Annotated in this window: 25 protein-coding genes and 1 pseudogene; 17 read left to right on the top strand and 9 right to left on the bottom strand. The window is 61.4% G+C overall.

What is annotated here, in order from left to right:
- Positions 1-92 precede the first annotated feature (92 nt).
- From coxB to OIU37_RS14285, 6 genes are all read left to right on the top strand, one after another.
- The gene (coxB, locus tag OIU37_RS14310) at positions 93-977 is read left to right on the top strand and encodes a cytochrome c oxidase subunit II (protein WP_168311056.1); all 885 of its coding nucleotides are present in this window, start codon (positions 93-95) and stop codon (positions 975-977) included.
- A 17-nt stretch (positions 978-994) separates the two neighbouring features.
- The gene (ctaD, locus tag OIU37_RS14305) at positions 995-2,692 is read left to right on the top strand and encodes a cytochrome c oxidase subunit I (RefSeq protein WP_168315535.1); all 1,698 of its coding nucleotides are present in this window, start codon (positions 995-997) and stop codon (positions 2,690-2,692) included.
- Between the two features lie 67 nt (positions 2,693-2,759).
- Positions 2,760-3,710, top strand: a complete 951-nt coding sequence (locus tag OIU37_RS14300) for a heme o synthase (RefSeq protein ID WP_171601405.1) — start codon at positions 2,760-2,762, stop codon at positions 3,708-3,710.
- Positions 3,710-3,850 (top strand): hypothetical protein, encoded by a 141-nt coding sequence (locus OIU37_RS14295; RefSeq protein WP_020048779.1) that lies wholly within the window; start codon positions 3,710-3,712, stop codon positions 3,848-3,850. Before OIU37_RS14300 ends, OIU37_RS14295 begins: the two co-directional genes overlap by 1 nt.
- On the top strand, positions 3,847-4,455 hold the full coding sequence (locus tag OIU37_RS14290) for a cytochrome c oxidase assembly protein (protein WP_171601404.1): 609 nt from the start codon (positions 3,847-3,849) through the stop codon (positions 4,453-4,455). Before OIU37_RS14295 ends, OIU37_RS14290 begins: the two co-directional genes overlap by 4 nt.
- A 61-nt stretch (positions 4,456-4,516) precedes the next feature.
- On the top strand, positions 4,517-5,392 hold the full coding sequence (locus OIU37_RS14285; protein WP_180693623.1) for a cytochrome c oxidase subunit 3: 876 nt from the start codon (positions 4,517-4,519) through the stop codon (positions 5,390-5,392).
- A 206-nt stretch (positions 5,393-5,598) separates the two neighbouring features.
- Here OIU37_RS14285 and OIU37_RS14280 read toward each other — a convergent pair whose 3' ends face one another.
- A complete protein-coding gene (locus tag OIU37_RS14280) occupies positions 5,599-6,240 on the bottom strand; it encodes a chloramphenicol phosphotransferase CPT family protein (RefSeq protein ID WP_240602107.1) in 642 nt (213 codons plus the stop codon).
- Between the two features lie 236 nt (positions 6,241-6,476).
- Between OIU37_RS14280 and OIU37_RS14275 the strand changes: the two genes are divergently transcribed.
- From OIU37_RS14275 to rnhA, 5 genes are all read left to right on the top strand, one after another.
- Positions 6,477-6,857, top strand: coding sequence for a DUF983 domain-containing protein (locus OIU37_RS14275; protein ID WP_264257800.1), 381 nt, complete (start codon positions 6,477-6,479; stop codon positions 6,855-6,857).
- Complete coding sequence (locus OIU37_RS14270) at positions 6,850-7,605, top strand: SURF1 family protein (RefSeq protein WP_264257799.1); 756 nt, start codon at positions 6,850-6,852, stop codon at positions 7,603-7,605. Before OIU37_RS14275 ends, OIU37_RS14270 begins: the two co-directional genes overlap by 8 nt.
- 63 nt (positions 7,606-7,668) lie before the next feature.
- Positions 7,669-8,670 carry a 4-hydroxy-3-methylbut-2-enyl diphosphate reductase gene (ispH, locus tag OIU37_RS14265; RefSeq protein ID WP_011650764.1) on the top strand — a complete coding sequence of 334 codons (1,002 nt, stop codon included), beginning with the start codon at positions 7,669-7,671 and terminating at the stop codon, positions 8,668-8,670.
- Positions 8,671-8,727: 57 nt separating this feature from the next.
- Positions 8,728-9,693: a homoserine kinase gene (locus tag OIU37_RS14260; protein ID WP_180693620.1), complete on the top strand. Its 966-nt coding sequence runs from the start codon at positions 8,728-8,730 to the stop codon at positions 9,691-9,693.
- Positions 9,690-10,145, top strand: coding sequence for a ribonuclease HI (gene rnhA / locus OIU37_RS14255; RefSeq protein ID WP_168310980.1), 456 nt, complete (start codon positions 9,690-9,692; stop codon positions 10,143-10,145). Before OIU37_RS14260 ends, rnhA begins: the two co-directional genes overlap by 4 nt.
- A 259-nt stretch (positions 10,146-10,404) precedes the next feature.
- Here the strand turns inward: rnhA and OIU37_RS14250 are convergent, their stop codons facing one another.
- From OIU37_RS14250 to OIU37_RS14240, 3 genes are all read right to left on the bottom strand, one after another.
- Entirely contained in the window at positions 10,405-11,475 is a 1,071-nt protein-coding gene (locus tag OIU37_RS14250; protein ID WP_171601399.1) for a putative zinc-binding metallopeptidase, read from the bottom strand.
- A 97-nt stretch (positions 11,476-11,572) separates the two neighbouring features.
- Positions 11,573-11,764, bottom strand: a complete 192-nt coding sequence (locus OIU37_RS14245) for a CsbD family protein (protein WP_129418182.1) — start codon at positions 11,762-11,764, stop codon at positions 11,573-11,575.
- Positions 11,765-11,860: 96 nt separating this feature from the next.
- Entirely contained in the window at positions 11,861-12,466 is a 606-nt protein-coding gene (locus OIU37_RS14240; protein WP_017959273.1) for a YqgE/AlgH family protein, read from the bottom strand.
- Between the two features lie 141 nt (positions 12,467-12,607).
- Between OIU37_RS14240 and OIU37_RS14235 the strand changes: the two genes are divergently transcribed.
- The 6 genes from OIU37_RS14235 (at position 12,608) to OIU37_RS14210 (ending at position 16,894) form a co-directional block, all read left to right on the top strand.
- Positions 12,608-13,447 (top strand): protein-disulfide reductase DsbD domain-containing protein, encoded by an 840-nt coding sequence (locus tag OIU37_RS14235; protein WP_264257795.1) that lies wholly within the window; start codon positions 12,608-12,610, stop codon positions 13,445-13,447.
- 96 nt (positions 13,448-13,543) lie between these two features.
- The gene (locus tag OIU37_RS14230) at positions 13,544-14,029 is read left to right on the top strand and encodes a peroxiredoxin (RefSeq protein ID WP_264257794.1); all 486 of its coding nucleotides are present in this window, start codon (positions 13,544-13,546) and stop codon (positions 14,027-14,029) included.
- Between the two features lie 205 nt (positions 14,030-14,234).
- Positions 14,235-14,363 (top strand): hypothetical protein, encoded by a 129-nt coding sequence (locus OIU37_RS14225; RefSeq protein WP_264257793.1) that lies wholly within the window; start codon positions 14,235-14,237, stop codon positions 14,361-14,363.
- A complete protein-coding gene (locus OIU37_RS14220) occupies positions 14,360-15,109 on the top strand; it encodes a metal ABC transporter ATP-binding protein (protein WP_264257792.1) in 750 nt (249 codons plus the stop codon). Before OIU37_RS14225 ends, OIU37_RS14220 begins: the two co-directional genes overlap by 4 nt.
- Positions 15,106-15,978, top strand: a complete 873-nt coding sequence (locus OIU37_RS14215) for a metal ABC transporter permease (protein ID WP_264257791.1) — start codon at positions 15,106-15,108, stop codon at positions 15,976-15,978. The genes OIU37_RS14220 and OIU37_RS14215 overlap by 4 nt, the downstream gene beginning before the upstream one ends.
- A gap of 16 nt (positions 15,979-15,994) precedes the next feature.
- Positions 15,995-16,894, top strand: coding sequence for a metal ABC transporter solute-binding protein, Zn/Mn family (locus OIU37_RS14210; protein ID WP_240602116.1), 900 nt, complete (start codon positions 15,995-15,997; stop codon positions 16,892-16,894).
- Between the two features lie 136 nt (positions 16,895-17,030).
- Here OIU37_RS14210 and OIU37_RS14205 read toward each other — a convergent pair whose 3' ends face one another.
- The 5 genes and pseudogenes from OIU37_RS14205 to OIU37_RS14185 form a co-directional block, all read right to left on the bottom strand.
- Complete coding sequence (locus OIU37_RS14205; protein WP_171601393.1) at positions 17,031-17,453, bottom strand: hypothetical protein; 423 nt, start codon at positions 17,451-17,453, stop codon at positions 17,031-17,033.
- 165 nt (positions 17,454-17,618) lie between these two features.
- A pseudogene (locus OIU37_RS14200) lies at positions 17,619-18,092 on the bottom strand (transposase); the annotation flags it as partial.
- A gap of 159 nt (positions 18,093-18,251) precedes the next feature.
- A complete protein-coding gene (locus OIU37_RS14195; protein WP_128440084.1) occupies positions 18,252-18,560 on the bottom strand; it encodes a Dabb family protein in 309 nt (102 codons plus the stop codon).
- 138 nt (positions 18,561-18,698) lie between these two features.
- Positions 18,699-19,124 carry a hypothetical protein gene (locus tag OIU37_RS14190; RefSeq protein ID WP_240602117.1) on the bottom strand — a complete coding sequence of 142 codons (426 nt, stop codon included), beginning with the start codon at positions 19,122-19,124 and terminating at the stop codon, positions 18,699-18,701.
- Positions 19,125-19,267: 143 nt separating this feature from the next.
- Positions 19,268-19,753, bottom strand: a complete 486-nt coding sequence (locus tag OIU37_RS14185; protein WP_264257790.1) for a RidA family protein — start codon at positions 19,751-19,753, stop codon at positions 19,268-19,270.
- Between the last annotated feature and the right edge of the window lie 103 nt (positions 19,754-19,856).

Below are 19,856 nucleotides of genomic sequence, written 5' to 3'. Positions count from 1 at the left end.
GCAAATGCCAAACTGTGGTTTGAAGCGCTGAAGATGGCAAGGATTCTGCGTTCTATTTTGCAGGTCAAGCGCTCGAGGGAGATAATAAGGTGATGAAGAAGGCTTATGCAGCCCTGACCACGCTGGTCTGTCTGCTTTTTGCTTCCGGCACATATGCCGACCAGCCCACGCCGTGGCAGGCGACGCTGCAGCCGGCGGCAACGCCGATCATGCGGGAAATCCACTGGTTCGAACAATATACCCTGTGGTTTATCGTTCCGATCACGCTCTTCGTTCTGGTCCTGCTCATCGTCGTCTGTGTCAAGTTCCGCGCCAGCGCGAACCCGGTTCCCTCGAAGACGAGCCACAACACGCTGATCGAGATTGCCTGGACCGTGGGGCCGGTCCTGGTGCTTCTTCTTCTCGCCATTCCTTCGTTCAACCTGCTGACGGCGCAGCTGACGCTGCCCGAAAACCCCGACGTGACGATCAAGGCGACCGCCACCCAGTGGCAGTGGAATTACGAATATGAAGGTTCGGGCGAAAGCCCACTGGCTTTCGATTCCTTCCTCCTGAAAGATCAGGACCGCGCGGCCGCCGGCAAGGAAGACAAGTCGATCTATCCGCGTCTTCTCGCCGTCGATAACGAACTGGTCCTGCCGGTCAACAAGACGGTCCGCGTTCTCGTGACCGCAGCACCCACCGACGTCATCCACGCCTTCGCCATGCCGTCCTTCGGCGTCAAGATCGATGCCGTGCCGGGCCGCCTGAACGAGACCTGGTTCAAGGCCGAGCGCGAAGGCCTGTTCTACGGCCAGTGTTCCGAGCTCTGCGGCAAGGACCATGCGTTCATGCCGATCGCCATCCGCGTCGTCTCCGAGGACAAGTACAAGCAGTGGCTGACCGCAGCCGCCAGCGACCTGCCCGGCGCCTACAAGTCACTCATGGCCGCAACCGATGGTCCCGCAAAGACCGTCAACGTCGCCGAAGCACAGTAATAAAGGGGATCGGGACAATGGCTGGACCTTCCGCTCACGACGATCATTCTCATGATCACGCCGCCCATGACCACGCGCATGACGATCACGATCACGGGCACAAGCCGAGTTTTGCCAATCGCTGGCTGTTCTCGACCAATCACAAGGACATCGGCACGCTCTACCTGATCTTTGCGATCATTGCCGGCATCATCGGCGGCGCGCTCTCCGTCGCCATGCGCATGGAGCTGCAGGAGCCGGGCATCCAGATCTTCCACGGCCTGGCCTCGATGGTCTACGGCTATGAGGGCGATGCCGCGATCGACGGCGCCAAGCAGATGTTCAACATGTTCACGACAGCGCACGCGCTGATCATGATCTTCTTCATGGTCATGCCGGCGATGATCGGCGGTTTCGCCAACTGGATGGTGCCGATCATGATCGGCGCGCCCGACATGGCCTTCCCGCGCCTCAACAACATCTCCTTCTGGCTGATCGTTCCGGCCTTCGCGCTGCTGCTGCTGTCGATGTTCGTCGAAGGCCCGACAGGCGCCTATGGCACGGGTGGCGGCTGGACGATGTATCCGCCGCTGGCGACAAGCGGCACGCCGGGACCGGCGGTCGATCTTGCGATCTTCGCGCTCCACATTGCCGGCGCCTCGTCGATCCTCGGTGCGATCAACTTCATCACCACGATCCTCAACATGCGCGCTCCCGGCATGACGCTGCACAAGATGCCGCTGTTTGCTTGGTCCGTGCTGATCACCGCCTTCCTGCTTCTGCTGTCGCTGCCGGTTCTGGCAGGCGGCATCACCATGCTGCTCACCGACCGCAATTTCGGCACGGCTTTCTTCTCTCCGGAAGGCGGCGGCGATCCGATCCTTTACCAGCACCTATTCTGGTTCTTCGGTCACCCCGAGGTCTACATCCTCATCCTGCCGGGCTTCGGCATGGTCAGCCACATCATCTCGACCTTCTCGAAGAAGCCGATCTTCGGCTACCTCGGCATGGCCTACGCCATGGTGGCGATCGGCGCCGTCGGCTTCGTCGTCTGGGCCCACCACATGTACACGGTCGGCCTGTCGCTCGACGCGCAGCGCTACTTCGTCTTCGCGACGATGGTCATCGCCGTTCCGACAGGCGTGAAGATCTTCTCCTGGATTGCGACGATGTGGGGCGGCTCGATCTCGTTCCGCACGCCGATGCTCTGGGCGATCGGCTTCATCTTCCTGTTCACGGTCGGCGGCGTCACCGGCGTCCAGCTGGCCAATGCCGGTCTCGACCGCTCGCTGCATGACACCTATTACGTTGTGGCTCACTTCCACTACGTTCTGTCGCTCGGCGCCGTCTTTGCGATCTTCGCCGGTTGGTACTACTGGTTCCCGAAGATGACCGGCTACATGTACAACGAGCTGGTCGGCAAGCTGCATTTCTGGATCATGTTCATCGGCGTCAACCTGGTGTTCTTCCCGCAGCACTTCCTCGGCCTCGCCGGCATGCCGCGCCGCTACATCGATTATCCGGATGCCTTTGCCGGCTGGAACTATGTTTCCTCCATCGGCTCCTACATCTCGGCCTTCGGCGTGCTGATCTTCCTCTACGGCGTCTTCGAAGCCTTCGCCAGGAAGCGTGTCGCCGGCGACAATCCGTGGGGTGAGGGCGCAACGACGCTCGAATGGCAGCTGCCTTCGCCGCCGCCCTATCACCAGTGGGAACAGCTTCCGCGCATCAAGTAATTTGCGCTGATATCAGGACGCCGCATTCGATACGGCGTCCTGATCGTGAGACATTCAGGACGGAATGATGACGGTCATCGACAATCACGGGGCGCTTGCAAAGGACGGCGAATTGTCGGAAGCGAGTGCACGCGATTATTTCGAATTGCTGAAGCCACGGGTCATGTCGCTCGTGGTCTTCACTGCCTTTGCCGGTCTCGTGCTGGCGCCGGGCCACATCCATCCCGTCCTCGGCCTGATCGCCATCCTCTGCATCGCCGTCGGCGCCGGCGCCTCCGGCGCGCTGAACATGTGGTATGACGCCGATATCGACGCCATCATGAGCCGCACCGCCAACCGTCCGATCCCGGCCGGCCGCATCGCGCCCTCCGAGGCGCTCGCCTTCGGCCTGGTGCTGTCCGGCTTCTCGGTCGTGATTCTTGGTCTCGCCGTCAACTGGCTCTCGGCCGGCATCCTCGCCTTCACCATCTTCTTCTACGCCGTCGTCTACACCATGTGGCTGAAGCGCTCGACGCCGCAGAATATCGTCATCGGCGGTGCTGCCGGCGCCTTTCCGCCGATGATCGGCTGGGCCTGCGTGACCAACAGCGTGACGATCGAGAGCACCGTTCTCTTCATGATCATCTTCCTGTGGACGCCGGCGCATTTCTGGGCGCTTGCCCTCTTCAAGATGCGCGACTACGAGGCCGTCGGCGTGCCGATGCTGCCGAACGTTGCCGGCGAACGGGTGACCAAGCATCAGATCGTCGCCTATGCGGTGCTGACCGCCGTCTGCGCGGTCTTGCCGTCCTTCCTCGGTTTCGCAAGCCTCGGTTATGGCTTTGTCGCCGCCGCCCTCGGCGCGATATTCCTATACTGTTCCATCGCCGTCTGGCGCATGCCCGACGGCGATTTGAAGATGATCCCGGCGAAGAAGCTTTTCGGCTTCTCGATCTTTTATCTCTTCGCCGTGTTCTCCGCCTTGATGATCGACCGGCTGGCGTCGGTGCTGGTCTCGCATGCGGGAGGTTGGTTCTGATGGAATTGGTAAAGCTCACGGAAAAGCAGCTCAAGTCGCGCCGCAACCGCAACATCGCGCTGGGGCTGGTGCTTGCCGGCCTCGTCGTTCTCTTCTACGTGATGGCAATCGTGAAGATCGGCGGGGGAACGGCCGGATGAGCGATAACCCCGCCGCACCGAAGAAGCAGGTCCGCAACAACGGCGCCGTCGTCATGATGTGCCTGAGCTTCGTCTTCGGCATGGGCGCGATGAGCTATGCCGCCGTGCCGCTCTACCGCATCTTCTGCCAGGTGACCGGCTATAACGGCACGACGCAGCGCGTCGACCAGGTGTCGAGCGTCGTGCTCGACCGCACGATGCGCGTCACCTTCGACGCCAATGTCGCCCCCGGCCTGCAATGGGACTTCAAGCCGGTCGAGCGCGAGGTCAATCCGAAGATCGGCGAGACCATCCAGGTCAATTTCACCGCCGAGAATCGTTCTAACGAGACCCAGCGCGGCCAGGCGGTTTTCAACGTCACGCCGGGCGAAGCCGGCGTCTATTTCAACAAGGTGCAATGTTTCTGCTTTACGGAAACGGACCTGAAGCCGGGCGAGAAGCTCGACATGCCGGTGGTGTTCTACATCGATCCTGAAATCGTCAAGGCGGTGGAATCGAAGAACATCCATACGGTTACGCTGTCATATACGTTCTACCCGAAAGAGGGTCCGAAGCCGGTGGCTTCGAATGAGGGTGGAGCGGAGAAGATTGAAAAGAAACTTTGATCAAGGCTCGTTTCCGGCTATGCCGGGAGCGGAGTGAAGGAAGACATCCGGGGATAGCGACATGGCCGATGCTCATCAGAAGAATCACGACTATCACATCATCGATCCGAGCCCATGGCCGATTCTAGCCTCGCTCGGCGCCTTCATCATGGCGCTCGGCGGCGTCTCCTACATGCGCTACCTGAACGGCGGTTCGTTCAAGCTCGCCGGTTTCGAGCTTGCCAATCCCTGGGTTTTCTACATCGGCTTCGCGCTGGTGCTCTACGTCATGTACGGCTGGTGGGCCGATACGGTGAAGGAAGCCCATGAGGGCGCCCACACCCGCGTCGTCTCGCTGCACCTGCGCTACGGCATGATCATGTTCATCGCTTCGGAAGTGATGTTCTTCGTTGCCTGGTTCTGGGCCTATTTCGACGCCAGCCTCTATCCGAACGAAGCGATCCAGGCCTCGCGGCTCGCCTATACCGGAGGTGTCTGGCCGCCGAAGGGCATCGAGGTCCTCGACCCCTGGCACCTGCCGATCTACAATACCGTCATCCTGCTGCTCTCGGGCACGACGGTCACCTGGGCGCACCATGCGCTGCTGCACAACGACCGCAAGGGCCTGATCCAGGGCCTGACGCTGACGGTGCTGCTTGGCATGTTCTTCTCTGCCGTTCAGGCCTACGAATATGCTCACGCCCCGTTCGCCTTCAAGAGCTCGATCTACGGCGCGACCTTCTTCATGGCGACCGGCTTCCACGGTTTCCACGTCCTCGTCGGCACGATCTTCTTGGGCGTCTGCCTGATCCGTGCGCTGCGCGGCGACTTCACCCCGAAACAGCATTTCGGCTTCGAGGCCGCCGCCTGGTACTGGCACTTCGTCGACGTCGTCTGGCTGTTCCTGTTCTTCTGCATCTACGTCTGGGGCGGCTGGGGCGCTCCGGTAGCCGGTTGACCGGAACCATAGTCAAGCAAAAGGCGTGCCCGCCTTTTTTGTTGGCAAATCTCGTCTTTACTCGGCGTCATCCTCGGCCTTGTGCCGAGGATCTGCTACATATCAACCGGTCGCAGATGCCCGGGACAAGCCCGAGCATGACGAAAGAGGAGTTGGCCGGCTTTGTCAGCAATCTAAGGCAGGCCCCGTGCCTGCTTTTCATCGCCTCAGCGCCCCCCGGCGATCCGTTCGAAAGCCGAAGGCTCGGGAATACCGAGATCCAACTGGTGGCGGATCGCTTCGGCGCATTCGAGCGGTGTCAGCACAGATGTATCGACCTCCATATCGTAGATGCCGGGGCGATGCACCGCGTCCTGCCAGCGTTGCACCGGTTCTGGAATGGGCACGTCCTCCGTGGCACGCAGATAAAGCGTCTCGCGCCCCTCCTGGGCAACGTCGCGCCGCTGCATGATCGTCTCGATCGGACAGCGCACGCCGACGAACAGCACAGGAAAGTCCTCCAGTCGCCGAGCGCAATCGCCGAGGATGCCGAGTGGCTGCGAATAGCTGTCATGGTGGCCGAGATCGGCGATGACATTGAGCCCCAGGCTGGCGTGGATGGCGATCGATTCGTAGAGTGCTGCATAAAAGAACGGCACCAGTTCCTCCAGGTCCGGCCGTTCGCCGCCCGGCCTGAGGCCGATGCCCGGCAGGTAGCGCTTCGGTGTCATGGCATTGTAGTTGTCGACGCCGAGGTTGAGCCACGGTCCCTCGAACTGTTCCTGTACTGCGCGCGCGATGCTTGATTTGCCGCTCCGCGGCGCGCCGTTCAGGATAATGATCTGCACGGAATGGCTATCATTGGTCATCAGTCTTCTTCTTCTGTTTGGCGCGAATCACACCAGCGCCGCGCGACTTTTCAGACGTGGTAAGGACGCTGTAACACTTTGAATTGCTGTATAGTTCCTCACATCGATTCCGATGTGAGGAACTATCAGTGGGACGAAATCGCGCAGGCATTTCCCTTCGTCCTGCGAATAATTTATGGGAGAGTTAAGGCAGCATCGAAAAAGCCGCGGCCGCCAAGGTTACGCAAAGGAATGGAATGAACGAGGACAGCGCCCATTTTCCGCCCGTCGATCCGGTGAAAACAGGCATCAAGGGCTGCTGCCCGCGCTGCGGCCAGGGCAAGCTGTTCGATGGTCTGCTCGGCGTAAAGCCGCGCTGTGCGGCCTGCGGCCTCGATTATTCCTTTGCCGATTCCGGTGACGGTCCCGCCGTCTTCGTCATCTTCATCGTCGGCTTCATCGTCATCGGCATGGTGCTGTGGCTGCAGGTGAATTACGGGCCGCCGATCTGGGTGCATATCCTGCTCTTCGCTCCGCTGACCATCATCCTGTCGCTCACGACGCTGCGCTGGTTCAAGGGCATCCTGATCGCCATGCAATACCGCCATAATGCCCGCGAAGGACGCCTGAGTGACTGATATCGACCATGCCGCGCCGCGCCGCCGGCTGCCGGTTTTCACCGGCATCCTGGTGCTGATCGCCCTTGCCATCCTGATTTCGCTCGGTACCTGGCAGGTGGAGCGCCTGCACTGGAAAGAGGGCCTGATCGCCGATATCGCCGCTCGGCAGGCAGCAGCCCCCGTGCCGCTCGCCGACATCGAGGCGATGGCGGCTGCAGGCGGCGACATCGAATACCGCAAGGTGACCGCCACCGGCCGCTACATCAACAACAAGGAGCGGCACTTCTTCGCCACCTGGCGCGGCCAGACCGGCTATTACATCTATACCCCGCTGGAGTTTGCCGACGGCCGCATTCTCTTCGTCAATCGCGGCTTCGTCCCCTATGACAACAAGGAGCCGGAAATGCGCATGCAGGGCCAGCTGACGGATCAGCAGACCGTCACCGGCCTGGCGCGCGAAAAGCTTCCCGGCAAGCCTTCCTGGGTGGTGCCTGACAACGACGTCGCCAAGAATATCTTCTACTGGAAGGATCTCGACGTCATGGCCGAGAGCGTCGGGCTGGAGAAAGCGAGCGTCATTCCCTTTTTCGTCGATGCCGATTCCACCCCCAATCCGGCCGGCCTGCCGATCGGCGGCGTCACCCAGGTGGATCTTCCGAACGACCATCTGCAATATGCTTTCACCTGGTACGGGCTGGCCGCCGTGCTTGTCGTCGTGGTGGCGATCTCCTGGTTCCGCAAGGGCGCCAAGACACCTCCGCAATAGTATCACTTCAATTCTCGACCATATTGGGCTAGAGGTCCCTAAATCTCTCAACCCGGAACAGACATGAATATTGCGGCGAAACCTCCTTTGACGATCAGGCTCTGTGGCCCGCGCGGCTTTTGTGCCGGCGTCGACCGCGCCATCCAGATCGTCGTGCTGGCGCTGAAATCCTATGGCGCCCCGGTCTATGTGCGCCACGAGATCGTCCACAATCGCTATGTCGTCGAGGGGCTGGAGGCCAAGGGCGCCGTCTTCGTCGAGGAGCTGGACGAGATCCCGGCCGAACATCGCGCCCAGCCGGTGGTTTTTTCCGCCCATGGCGTGCCGAAATCGGTGCCGGAGGATGCGGCGAGCCGCAACCTCTTTTATCTCGACGCCACCTGCCCACTGGTCTCCAAGGTCCACAAGCAGGCGATGCGCCACAATCGCCTCGGCCGCCATGTCGTCCTCATCGGCCATGCCGGCCATCCCGAGGTGATCGGCACGATGGGTCAGTTGCCGGAGGGTTCGGTCTCGCTGATCGAGACGATCGAGGATGCCGACGCCTATGTCCCCGTTGATCCCGACAATCTCGGCTATGTCACCCAGACGACGCTGTCGGTCGACGATACGGCCGGCGTCATCACCCGCCTGCACGAGCGCTTCCCCAACCTGACGGCGCCGGCAGCGGACTCGATCTGTTATGCGACGACCAACCGCCAGGAAGTGGTGAAGCAGGCAGCCCCCGGCTGCGATCTCTTCATCATCGTCGGCGCGCCGAATTCGTCCAACTCCAAGCGCCTCGTCGAAGTGGCGCTGAGGGCAGGGGCGAAAAAATCGATCCTCGTGCAGCGCGCCGCCGAGCTCGACTGGGACGAGATCGGCGCGATTTCGACGCTTGGCCTTTCCGCCGGCGCCTCCGCCCCCGAGGTCATCGTCAACGAGATCATCGAGGCTTTCCGCGCCCGCTTCGACGCTCGCGTCGAACTGGCCGAAACGGTGCAGGAAACCGAAAACTTCCTCGTCAACCGCGAACTGCGCAATATCGAGCTGACGGCGGCCGACATGGCTTTCGTCAACGGCTAGATCGGCCTTTCCTCCGGCAAATCCAATATCAACAAGGCATGAAGGGCGAGACCTCACTTGGCAGTCTATACCGATATCGCCGAAGACGATCTGAAGTGGTTCCTGACGGAATATGACGCGGGCACGCTGCTCTCCTACAAGGGGATTGCCGAAGGCGTCGAAAACTCCAACTTCCTGCTTCACACCTCCAAGGATCCGCTAATCCTGACGCTCTATGAGAAGCGGGTGGAAAAGAGCGACCTGCCTTTCTTCCTCGGCCTGATGCAGTATCTTTCCGCCCGCGGTCTCTCCTGCCCGCTGCCGCTGCCGCGCCGCGATGGTTCGCTGCTCGGCTCGCTGTCCGGCCGTCCGGCGGCGCTGATCTCCTTCCTCGAAGGCATGTGGCTGAGAAAGCCGGAGGCCAAGCACTGCCGCGAGGTCGGCAGGGCGCTGGCCGAAATGCATGTGGCCGGCGATGGTTTTGAGCTGAAGCGCCCGAACGCGCTGTCGATCGACGGCTGGCGGGGGCTTTGGGAGAAATCGGAAGCGCGCGCCGGCGAGGTCGAGCCCGGACTGCAGACCGAGATCCGCAACGAACTCGATTTCCTCTCCGCCGCCTGGCCGAGTGGCCTGCCGGCCGGCGTCATCCATGCCGACCTCTTTCCCGACAACGTCTTCTTCCTCGGCGACCAGCTCTCCGGCCTGATCGATTTCTATTTCGCCTGCAACGACCTGCTCGCCTATGATGTCTCGATCTGCCTGAATGCCTGGTGCTTCGAGAAGGATGGCGCCTATAATATCACCAAGGGCACGGCGATGCTTGCGGGTTACCAGAGCGTCCGGCCGTTGAGCGATGCGGAAATCGCAGCCTTGCCGGTGCTGTCGCGTGGCTCGGCGCTGCGGTTCTTCCTGACCCGGCTTTATGACTGGCTGACGACGCCGGAAGGTGCCATGGTCACCAAGAAGGACCCGCTCGAATATCTCCGCAAGTTGCGCTTCCACCGCCAGATCAAAACGCCCGCCGAATATGGATTGAGCCTATGAAACACGTCGATATCTTCACCGACGGCGCATGCTCCGGCAATCCCGGCCCAGGCGGCTGGGGCGCGGTGCTGCGTTATGGCGATGTCGAAAAGGAGCTTTGCGGCGGCGAGGCGGATACGACCAATAATCGCATGGAGCTGCTGGCGGCAATCTCGGCGCTGCAGGCGCTGAAGAGCCCTTGCGAGGTCGATCTCTATACCGACAGCGCCTATGTCAAGGACGGCATTTCCAAGTGGATTTTCGGCTGGAAGAAAAACGGCTGGAAAACCGCCGACAAGAAGCCGGTGAAGAATGCCGAACTCTGGCAGGCGCTGGAGGCGGCTCGCGACCGCCACAAGGTGACGCTGCACTGGGTGAAGGGCCATGCCGGCCACCCGGAAAACGAACGCGCCGACGAACTCGCCCGCCGGGGCATGGAGCCCTTCAAGAAGGGCAAGGTGGTTTCGTTTTAGGAAGCGGCTGTTCCCTCGAGCTCCTGACGGACGAGAGAGGAATATGGCGCTGCCACACGTCTCTTCTCCCCAGCGGGGAGAAGGTGCCGGCAGGCGGTTGAGGGGGTGAGCGGCAAAGCCGCGAATGCGCTGAGCGCAAGCGAAGGGCAATGAAGGGTGTGCCATGCGGCCCCCTCATCCGACCCTTCGGGCCACCTTCTCCCCGCTGGGGAGAAGGGGGAGCAAGCAGCGCGCCCGAACCTCCTCAAATAGCCGCCTGCTACTGCGCCGCCCCCGCACCCTGGATCAGCCGGTGCAGATATTCGAGCTTTGCCACGACGGGTGAGGACAGCACGAAGGGATAGGAGTCCGGCTGGCCCATGCTGCGCTGGATGGCGTTGATCGCCAGGCTGAGCGGCACCCAGGCGCTGACCAGCTGTTCGGCGCTTCTTGCCCTGTAAGGGATGAAATCCACCTCGCCGGCAATTTCCTCATGGCCGCGCGGATCGATGGCGATGCCGAAGGCGCGTGCGGTTTCGAGCGTATCGACGATATGGAGGTAATGCGCGAAGCATTCGGCGAAATCCTCCCAGGGGTGCGACGCCGCATAGGCACTTATGAAATTGTCTGGCCATCCCAAGGGCGCCCCGCCGGCATAATGGGTCTGGAGGGCTGCCATATAATCCTGCCGTTCGTCGCCGAAGACGGCGCGGAAATCGGCAAGGCCGTCTCGATCGCGCACCAGCTTGTTCCAGATGAAATGGCCGGCCTCGTGGCGGAAATGGCCGAGCAGCGTGCGATAGGGTTCGTTCATCGAGCTGCGTGCCTGTTCGCGCGTCGCATCGTCGGCCTCCGCGGCGCGGATGGTGATCAGGCCTTCCTCGTGGCCGGTCATGGCCGGCACGATATAACCGTTGCTCTCTATCGAATCCTCGAGGAAATCGAAGACCAGGCCGCCCTGCGGATCTTGCGCCCGATCCGGATGCGGCAGCTTCCAGCGCAGCAGCGAATAAAACAGATGACGCTGCGCCTGGCTGATGCGCCGCCAGCGATCGATGCCGTCCTGGGTGTCGGTGTTCGGAACCAGCCGGTTATGGCGGCAGGCAACGCAGAATTCGCTCTCGCCATCATGGTCCACCAGCCAGTTGCAGATATCGAGGCTGGCATTGGCACAGAAGCGGACGTCGCGATCGGGATTGGAAACGAGCTGCCAGAGCTCCTCGTCGCGCGGCTCCAGCGCATGCATGGCGAGATCGCCGGGCAGGAAGCCGAGGCGATGGTTGCAGCGCACGCATCGCCGGTTGTCGAAGTGGACGACCTGATCGCAATTGTCGCAGGCAAAAAGCTTCATCTTGTCTATCTCTGCAAAGCATGAGGGTGGGGGATTGAAAATGCCTGCCGCGCGAGGGGCGCAGCAGGCATGGTTCTTAAAAGGATGCGCTGATTGCTCAGAGCCGGTCGACGGCGCCCTTGAGCTTGTCCTTGACCTTGCCGGTTGCGACCTGTCCCTTGCCCTTGGCTTCCTGGACGGCGCCCTTGGCCTGCATTTCGCGATCGTCAGTCGCCTTGCCAACGGCCTGCTTGGTCTTGCCGGCAATTTCGTTTGTCTTGCCGGAAATCTTGTCGCTGGTGCTACCCATCTTGTGATGTCTCCTTGGTCGGCATGGGCCTTTTGTCCATGCTTGCCGAAATGAAACGTCACTCTTGGCTATTCGTTCCCGCTGCCGTGCAGCCTCTCAGGCATGGCCGGCTTCGGCCGAAAGCATGGCAGCGGTCACGCCCATGCCGGCGAGCGCCCGCTCGTATTTGTCGTCGAGGCTGCGGTCGAAGATCAACTCCTCATTGGCCGGGCAGGTGAGCCAACCATTATTGACGACCTCGCTTTCGAGCTGGCCGGCCGACCAGGAGGAATAGCCGAGCAGCATGGTCGCCCGCGTCGGCCCATCGCCCTTGGAGATGGCGCGCACGATATCGAGCGTCGCCGTCAGGCAGATGTCGTCGCTGACGGGAATCGAGGAGTCGCTGGAATAATCGTCCGAATGCAGCACGAAGCCGCGGCCGCTTTCCACCGGGCCGCCGGTCTGGATCGGGAAGTCGCGCGCCCGTTTCGGCAGCACGATCGAATCTTCCTGCTTGATCATGTCGAGATGCAGCAGCACATCGGTGAAGGTGAGGCTCTGCGGCCGGTTGATGACGAAGCCCATGGCGCCGGCATCCGAATGCGCGCAGATATAGATTACCGTGCGCGCAAAATTGCGGTCTTCCATGCCCGGCATGGCGATGAGGAACTGGCCATCGAAGAAGCCACGTTCCCGTCTGTTCTTCAGCGTCAATAAGGACATCGTTCCTCCTGCTGCTAGACCGCACCAAGGCCTCGACAAAAGAAACATGGGCCAATGTCACACATCAATCAACTGAAAATGAAGATTTAAATCGCCGCGACTTCTGGCGGCCAAACACCACATTCGGTAAACCTTTGTTCCATGATGATTATTTCCTCGAGCCCGCGCAGGCTTTTAATCGCGTTTGTATCAGCGGTCGCAGCCCTTGTGCCGTTTTATTCCGCCCATGCGGAAATGAGCGCCTGGGCGGAAAACGAAGGCGGCCGCATGCGCCTCGTGGCGCTCGCGCCCGATGCCGGCGGCAAAATCCGCGCCGCCCTTCAGATCGAGCCGAAGCCCGGCTGGATCACCTATTGGAAAGAGCCCGGCAACAGCGGCATTCCGCCCCAGATCACCATCGCGGCGGAAAGCGGCGTCACGCTCGATGCCATCGCCTATCCCGTTCCGAAACATTTCTTCAACGGCGCGATCGAGGATATCGCCTACGAGGCGCCGGTGACGCTGCCGCTGTCGCTGACGGCGGCCGGCAAAGGCCCGGTTACGATCGACGCCGCCGCCTTTATCGGTATCTGCAAGGATATCTGCATTCCCTTCCAGGCGAATTTGCAGCTGAAGCTTGGCCCCGCCATCCAGTCACACCCGCAGGAGGAGGCGATCCTTCAGGCCGCCGATGCGAGGCTGCCGAAGCCGCCATCGCAGGATTTCGACGTGACGGCGCATGCGATGTCGCCTGACAGGAAGACGCTGTCGCTTGATCTCGTCTTGCCGGGTGAGGGGAAGGCCGCGCCCGATATCATCGTCACCGGCCCGAGCGGCTATGCCTTCACCAAGCAGATCGGCGGCAAACGCGACGGCGCCACCTTCAAGGTCGATATAGCAATCGGCAAGCTGCCAAAGGATTACGACATATCAGGCAAGCACTGGAGCGTGCTGGTCATCGACGGTGAAAGGGCGATGGAGACCACACTTGCCTTTCAATGATGGGCTCCTATAGTCGCCTCCGATCCCCTGCGGCGCCCGCCGCCAGGCAGAACCCCCAAAGCCGGAAACCCCCAAGCCGGAACCAAGGAGAAGACCATGACCATCGCGATCGGCGACAAGCTTCCTGCTGCCACCTTCAAGGAAAAGACGGCCGACGGCCCGGTCGAAATCACCACCGATCAGCTCTTTGCCGGCAAGCGCGTCGTGCTCTTTGCCGTGCCGGGCGCCTTCACGCCGACCTGCTCGCTCAACCACCTGCCGGGTTATCTCGAAAACCGCGACACCATCCTTGGCAAGGGCGTCGATGACATCGCCGTCGTCGCCGTCAACGACTGGCACGTGATGGGCGCCTGGGCGCAATCCTCCGGCGGCATGGGCAAGATCCACTTCCTCGCCGATTGGGATGCCGGTTTCACCAAGGCCGTCGGTCTCGACGCCGACCTCTCCGCCGGCGGCCTCGGCCTGCGCTCCAAGCGCTATTCGATGCTGGTGGAAGACGGGGTGGTGAAAGCCCTCAACGTCGAGGAAAGCCCCGGCCAGGCAACCGTATCAGGTGCCGCCGCAATGCTGGAAAAGCTCTGAGCTTCGAACGAGATCTGCCCCTCAGCCTAACCTGCCGGGGTCGAGCCACTCCTCTCGCAAAACACTATAACAGACATCCAGACACATGAAGGGCGGCCATTTCGGTCGCCCTTTTCAATTGTGTGAGCAACGGCCGAGCTCCCGCCTCAATCTCGCCGCAATCGTTATAACATAACCGTAATGTTATTACGTTGTAGGATGCGCCATGCCCCCGAGCCCCGACCGCCCCTCCGTCAGCCTGCTCGGACAGTCGGCATTCTCCAGGGTGATCGCCATGGCGCTGGTCATTGCGCTGCTGTGGCTGGCGATCCACTGGGCGGTTCTCTTGCCATGACGCCGCTGATCCGTCTGGAGAATTTGACCGTCGCCTATAACAGGCACCCCGCCGTGCATCATGTCTCCGGCGCCTTCGCCGCAGGCAGCCTGACGGCGATTGCCGGGCCGAACGGCGCGGGCAAGTCGACGCTGCTGAAGGCGATCATGGGGGAGCTTCGTCCCGCCGAAGGCAGGGTCGAGCACCGGCTGGGGCGGGCGGAATTCGGTTACCTCCCGCAGGCGGCCGAGATCGACCGGCGCTTTCCGATCTCGGTGATGGACACGGTCATGCTCGGCGCCTGGAAGAAGACGGGCGCCTTCGGCCGCATCGCGCCCTCCGAGCTGAAAAGGGCAGGCGAGGCACTTTCCGCCGTCGGCCTCGAAGGCTTCGGCCGGCGCCATGTCGGCTCGCTCTCGGCCGGCCAGTTCCAGCGTGTGCTCTTTGCCCGGCTGCTGCTGCAGGATGCCGGCATCATCCTGCTCGACGAGCCGTTTACGGCAATCGATGCCCGCACGACCAGGGATCTCGTCGATATCGTCACCCGCTGGCATGGCGAGGGCCGCACGGTGATCGCCGTGCTCCACGATTTCGAACTCGTTCGCGCCCACTTCCCGCAAACCCTGCTGCTCGCCCGCGAGCTGGTCGGCTGGGGCGCGACCGCAGACGTCATGTCCTCCGTCAATCTCCTGAAGGCCCGCGCCATGGCCGAGCGCTGGGATGAGGATGCGAATGCCTGCGCACCCGAAGAGGCGCCGGCGGCATGACGGCTTACGATCTCTTCCTGGCGCCCTTTGCCGATTACGGCTTCATGCGCCGCGCCCTTGTCGCCTGCCTCTGCCTCGGGCTCGGCTCGGGTCCGATCGGCGTTTTCCTGATGCTGCGGCGCATGAGCCTGATGGGTGACGCCATGAGCCATGCCGTGTTGCCGGGGGCGGCGATCGGTTACCTCGTCGCCGGCTCGCTGTCGCTGACGGCGATGGGGCTCGGCGGCCTGATCGCCGGCCTGTCGGTGGCACTACTATCAGGCGCCGTCAGCCGGATGACCGTGCTGCAGGAGGATGCGAGCTTTGCCAGCTTCTATCTCGCATCGCTGGCGCTTGGCGTGCTGATTGTCTCGCTGCGCGGCTCGAATATCGATCTCCTGCATGTGCTCTTCGGCACCATCCTTGCGATCGATGCGCCGGCCCTTTATCTGATCGGCGCGATCACCTCGCTGACCCTCGTCATCCTCGCCTTCATCTACCGGCCGCTGGTGGCCGAATGTTTCGATCCGGGTTTTCTGCGCGCCGTCGGCGGGCGCGGGCCGGTCTATCACGTCCTCTTCCTGCTGCTCGTGGTGCTGAACCTCGTCGCCAGCTTCCAGGCGCTCGGCACGCTGATGGCGGTCGGCCTGATGATGCTGCCGGCCGCCATCGCCCAGCTCTGGTCGCGCAGCCTGGCTGTGATGATGGCGATTGCGGCCGCCAGTGCCGCCGCCTCCGGTTATCTCGGCCTGATCGCCTCCTACCATCTCGAGCTCGCCTCCGGTCCGACGATCATCATGACGGCGGCGATCCTCTACGGCTTCTCGATCTTTTTCGCGCCTTCCGGCGTGGCCCGGCGCTTCTTCCCCCGCCCGCATTTGAAGGGCTGATCCCAAGGAGACTTCGATGACATCGCACAGACTGCTTCTCTCCGCAGCAATCCCCGCTTTGATGGCGCTGTCGGCCATGCCCGCCTCCGCCGAAACGCTGAAGGTTGTGGCGTCCTTCACCGTGCTTGCCGATGTCGTCAAACAGGTCGGCGGCGAGCACGTCAAGGTGACGAGCCTCGTCGGGCCGAACGGCGACCCCCATGAATTCGAGCCGTCGCCGGCCGACGCGAAGAATTTGAACGCCGCTCAAGTCACCTTCGTCAGCGGCGAGGGGCTGGAAGGCTGGATGGACCGGCTGATCACCGCCTCGGGCTATAAGGGCAAGCCGGTTACCGTCTCCGAAGGCATCAGCACCCGCACCATGGAAGAGGACGGCGAAAAAATCACCGATCCGCATGTCTGGAACAGCCCCGTTAACGTCAAGGTCTGGGTCGCCAATATCGAAAAGGCGCTGTCATCGGCCGATCCCGCTGACGCCGCCGCCTTCAAGGCCAATGCCGAGAAATACACAAAGACGCTGGACGCATTGAACGCCTATGCCCATGCGAAATTCGACAAGGTGGCCGACGATCGCCGCAAGGTGCTGACCAGCCACGATGCCTTCGGCTATTTCGGCCGCGAATATAATGTCAGTTTCCTTGCCCCGCTTGGTCTGTCCACGGAAAGCGAAGCCTCGGCCGCCGATGTCGCCAAGCTGATCGAGCAGATCAAGGGCGAGCACGTGAAGGCCTATTTCTTCGAGAATTCCAACGATCCACGCCTCGTCAAGCAGGTCGCCAAGGCAACCGGTGCCGAGCCCGGCGGCGAGCTCTATGTCGAATCCCTGTCCGACGCCAAGGGGCCGGCGCCGACCTATGAAAAGATGTTCAGGTACAATGTCGACCAGCTCGCCACCGCCATGGCGAAATCGAGCTGATGATTAAGAGTGGCCGCAGGCTGAACCTGCGGCCACCTTGGGGCCCGAAGCTGCCCCTCTACAGAAACGCTTCGAAAGTCCGGATAGGTGGTTTTCTGCCATTCCTGCATATAAATCGCCACTTCCGCGCCTCGCCTCATGCGGTCATCAAATCGATGACCCGCATGATCGCGACCGAATTGCTCGTGTTCTGGGTGCCTTCTGTCGTATCGGCGTTAGCGCAGGTCCAAACATCGCCCTTCTTGACCGTGAACTTTTTTTCGTTCTGAACGACCGAAAGTTCTCCCTCAGTCATATGGCAGAGCATGTCGTTCTTCATCATGTTGTCCGGCGTCTTCGCCCCAGCTTGGATAACAACATCCCGCAGTTTCACCATTTTGTAAGCTGGTATGACCGAAGCCCGCTCACCGAGCGCGACAACTCTGACACCGGGTCCGATCTCCTCGCCCTCATCGGGGCCGTAAGTCTGGGCGGCTGCTGGCGTCGCCCAGGCGATCAGTGGCGTTGCGGCCGTTGTAAGACCGAGTGCGAGCATGGTTCTACGATTGACGGCTTCCATTGTTTCCTCCCTAGCCAATTGTTAGGATGAATATTATGAATTACTAAAGCAGCCCCGGCGCGGGTGGTTGTCAAATCAACTTTTTGGAAATGGCTTGCCGCATCCTATGGAGGCGTATGGCAAAGTTCCGCCCAACTCGATCATGCGTGACCTGCCACTGGACTTTCATCCGGCTGCGATTAGAGCCTCGGTGGTTTGGAGCCGCCAGTTGGCGCGGTGGTAGCAACCGGCGGAAACGCGAAGCTTCCATATTGCGCAGCGTTGGAGCCGGTTGCGGCGATGATCCCGGCATAGTCTGCCGGGGTCTGGTATCCGAGCGATGAGTGCGGACGGAAATTATTGTAATCGTCCGCCCATTCGGCAATGGCGCTTCGGGCATGTTCAAGGCCGAGGAAGAAGCTCTCGTTGAGCAGCTCGTCGCGCATACGGCCGTTGATGCTCTCGACATAGCCGTTCTGCATTGGCCATCCCAGCGCGATGTAGTGCCACTTGACTTTGTGGTCCTAGGATCGGCGCACACGTGCCGACAGCACGCCGCCTGACTTTCCGCTTGCGCACGGAAAGACCTTCCTCGCGATACAGTCGGTAGATGCGATTGACCCCGGACGGCTCTTCGTCCCGTCGAAGCAGGATGAACAGCAGTGGCGGACGGCAGCCAGTCGTAAACCTTTGCTAGCCACTTCCTTAAAGCCGACTGCTGTCCATGAAAGACGGCCGCTCACGCTGACGGCAGGGGCGACATGCGTGCACGGTAACACGCGCTCGTGCAACATCGATAAATCGGCTTCTTATGCATTCTCACAAATTAAGGTCGAAGACGAGGATGCCGGCAAGGCCTCCATCCGTCGACGAGACGATGCGCTCGCCGACCGTCACGTGCTCGGGATGGATGAGATAGGCGTCCCGGGCTTCGGCGCTTTCAAAGGTCACGGCAAACCCGTCGACGAAGCCGCCATGCAGCCCCTCCGGCGAAACATTCGGCCCGTACTTGATATCCAATATGCCGGGAATGAGCTGTTTCAGGGCGACGATCGCCGCAAACAGCGACTGCTTGTCGTCGGCCGTCACCGCGGTCTTCAGCCGCAGGAATACGCAGTGCAGGATCATCAGTGGTCCTCCCGACTTTCTTTGGGCCGATTTTCTTTGGCCCGATTTTCTTTGGGTGGAGAATAGCGGCGAAAGCCGGGAGAGCAACGAGATTTATTTTCACGCAGGCGTTGCGCCGCAAGCCGTGAGCCGGGCAGATTACATCTGGTCGGTCTTCACCAGAGGCCGCTTGTAGATCTTCTGGACGAGATCGCTCGCCAGCGCGCGGGCTTCGTCCTTCTCAGCCGCCGTCATCGGCCGGCAGGTGTTCCTGGTGTTTGAACTGTCGAGCACTGTCGTCGAACCGGAATTGGCGATGACGAGATGCCAGCTGCAGGAGGCGACCCTGTCGATGGCGACAGCACCATGGCAACCGGTGGACAGGCAGAAGGCAACGGTCACCTGCGCCCCGTGGTCGCCTTTATAGGCGAGCTGGACGGCTTTCTTGATATCGGTGACCCATCGCTCGCATTGCGCCTGTTTTGCCCCCGGCTGGCAGCTCTGGGTAACGGGTGTGACGTCGCCGGCCTGAAGTGGCGAGACGCAAAAAACACCCATCGAGAGGGCGAGCAGAAACTTGAGCATGGGATTTTCCTTGTGCAAGGAATGAGTGGCGCACATCGCAGGCGGTTGGTCAATGGCCATCGATAAAAGCGAAGGCGGCGCGCCGAGCAGATGTTGGCGCGCCACCGGGAAAATCCGGAATTGTGCAGATCCGGCGTCGCCCCCTATTCCAGAATGACGACGGCTTCGACCTCGAAGAGCATGGGGTCGATCGCAAGCTTGGGAACGGGAATCAGCGTCTGCGCCGGCAATGCTTCGCCGAACATGTCCTTGACGTTCCTGGTCAGCACCTCGAGCTTGGACATGTCGTGATCGACCACGAAGACCGTCAGCTTGGCGACCTGATCCGGCCTTGCGCCGAGCGCATCGAGGGCGGTGCGCAAATTCGCGTAGGCCTGCTTCACCTGGACGGCGAAGTCGGGCGACAGGCCCCCCGTGCTGTCCTGGCCGCCCTGTCCGGAGATGTAGGCCAGCCGGCCTTGGCGCGGCACGATCACCGCCGTGCTGTAGCCATTCGGCGAGGGGTCGTAGAGGTTTTTCGGATTGACGATGGTCAGCTTGAGATCGTCATCGGCTGTCGCCGCAGTGGGAACGCTGATGGTCATGATGATTATGCCTCCGATGATGAGATGCTTGATTGTGCGTGACATGATTTTCCCTCGGGCTATGCGGTTGCGAGCGGCGGGTTCTCGCGGCCCGCAGGATGGAACCTTATCGCCACATGATTGACTCGTACGGCGTACGACTAAATTG

Origin of the sequence: Rhizobium sp. BT-226, from assembly GCF_025847085.2 — a bacterium.
In the GTDB taxonomy this organism is placed as follows: Bacteria; Pseudomonadota; Alphaproteobacteria; order Rhizobiales; family Rhizobiaceae; genus Rhizobium; species Rhizobium sophorae.
The sequence above is the reverse complement of the archived record's forward strand: the minus strand, read 5'-3'. Positions and strand labels throughout refer to the sequence as shown.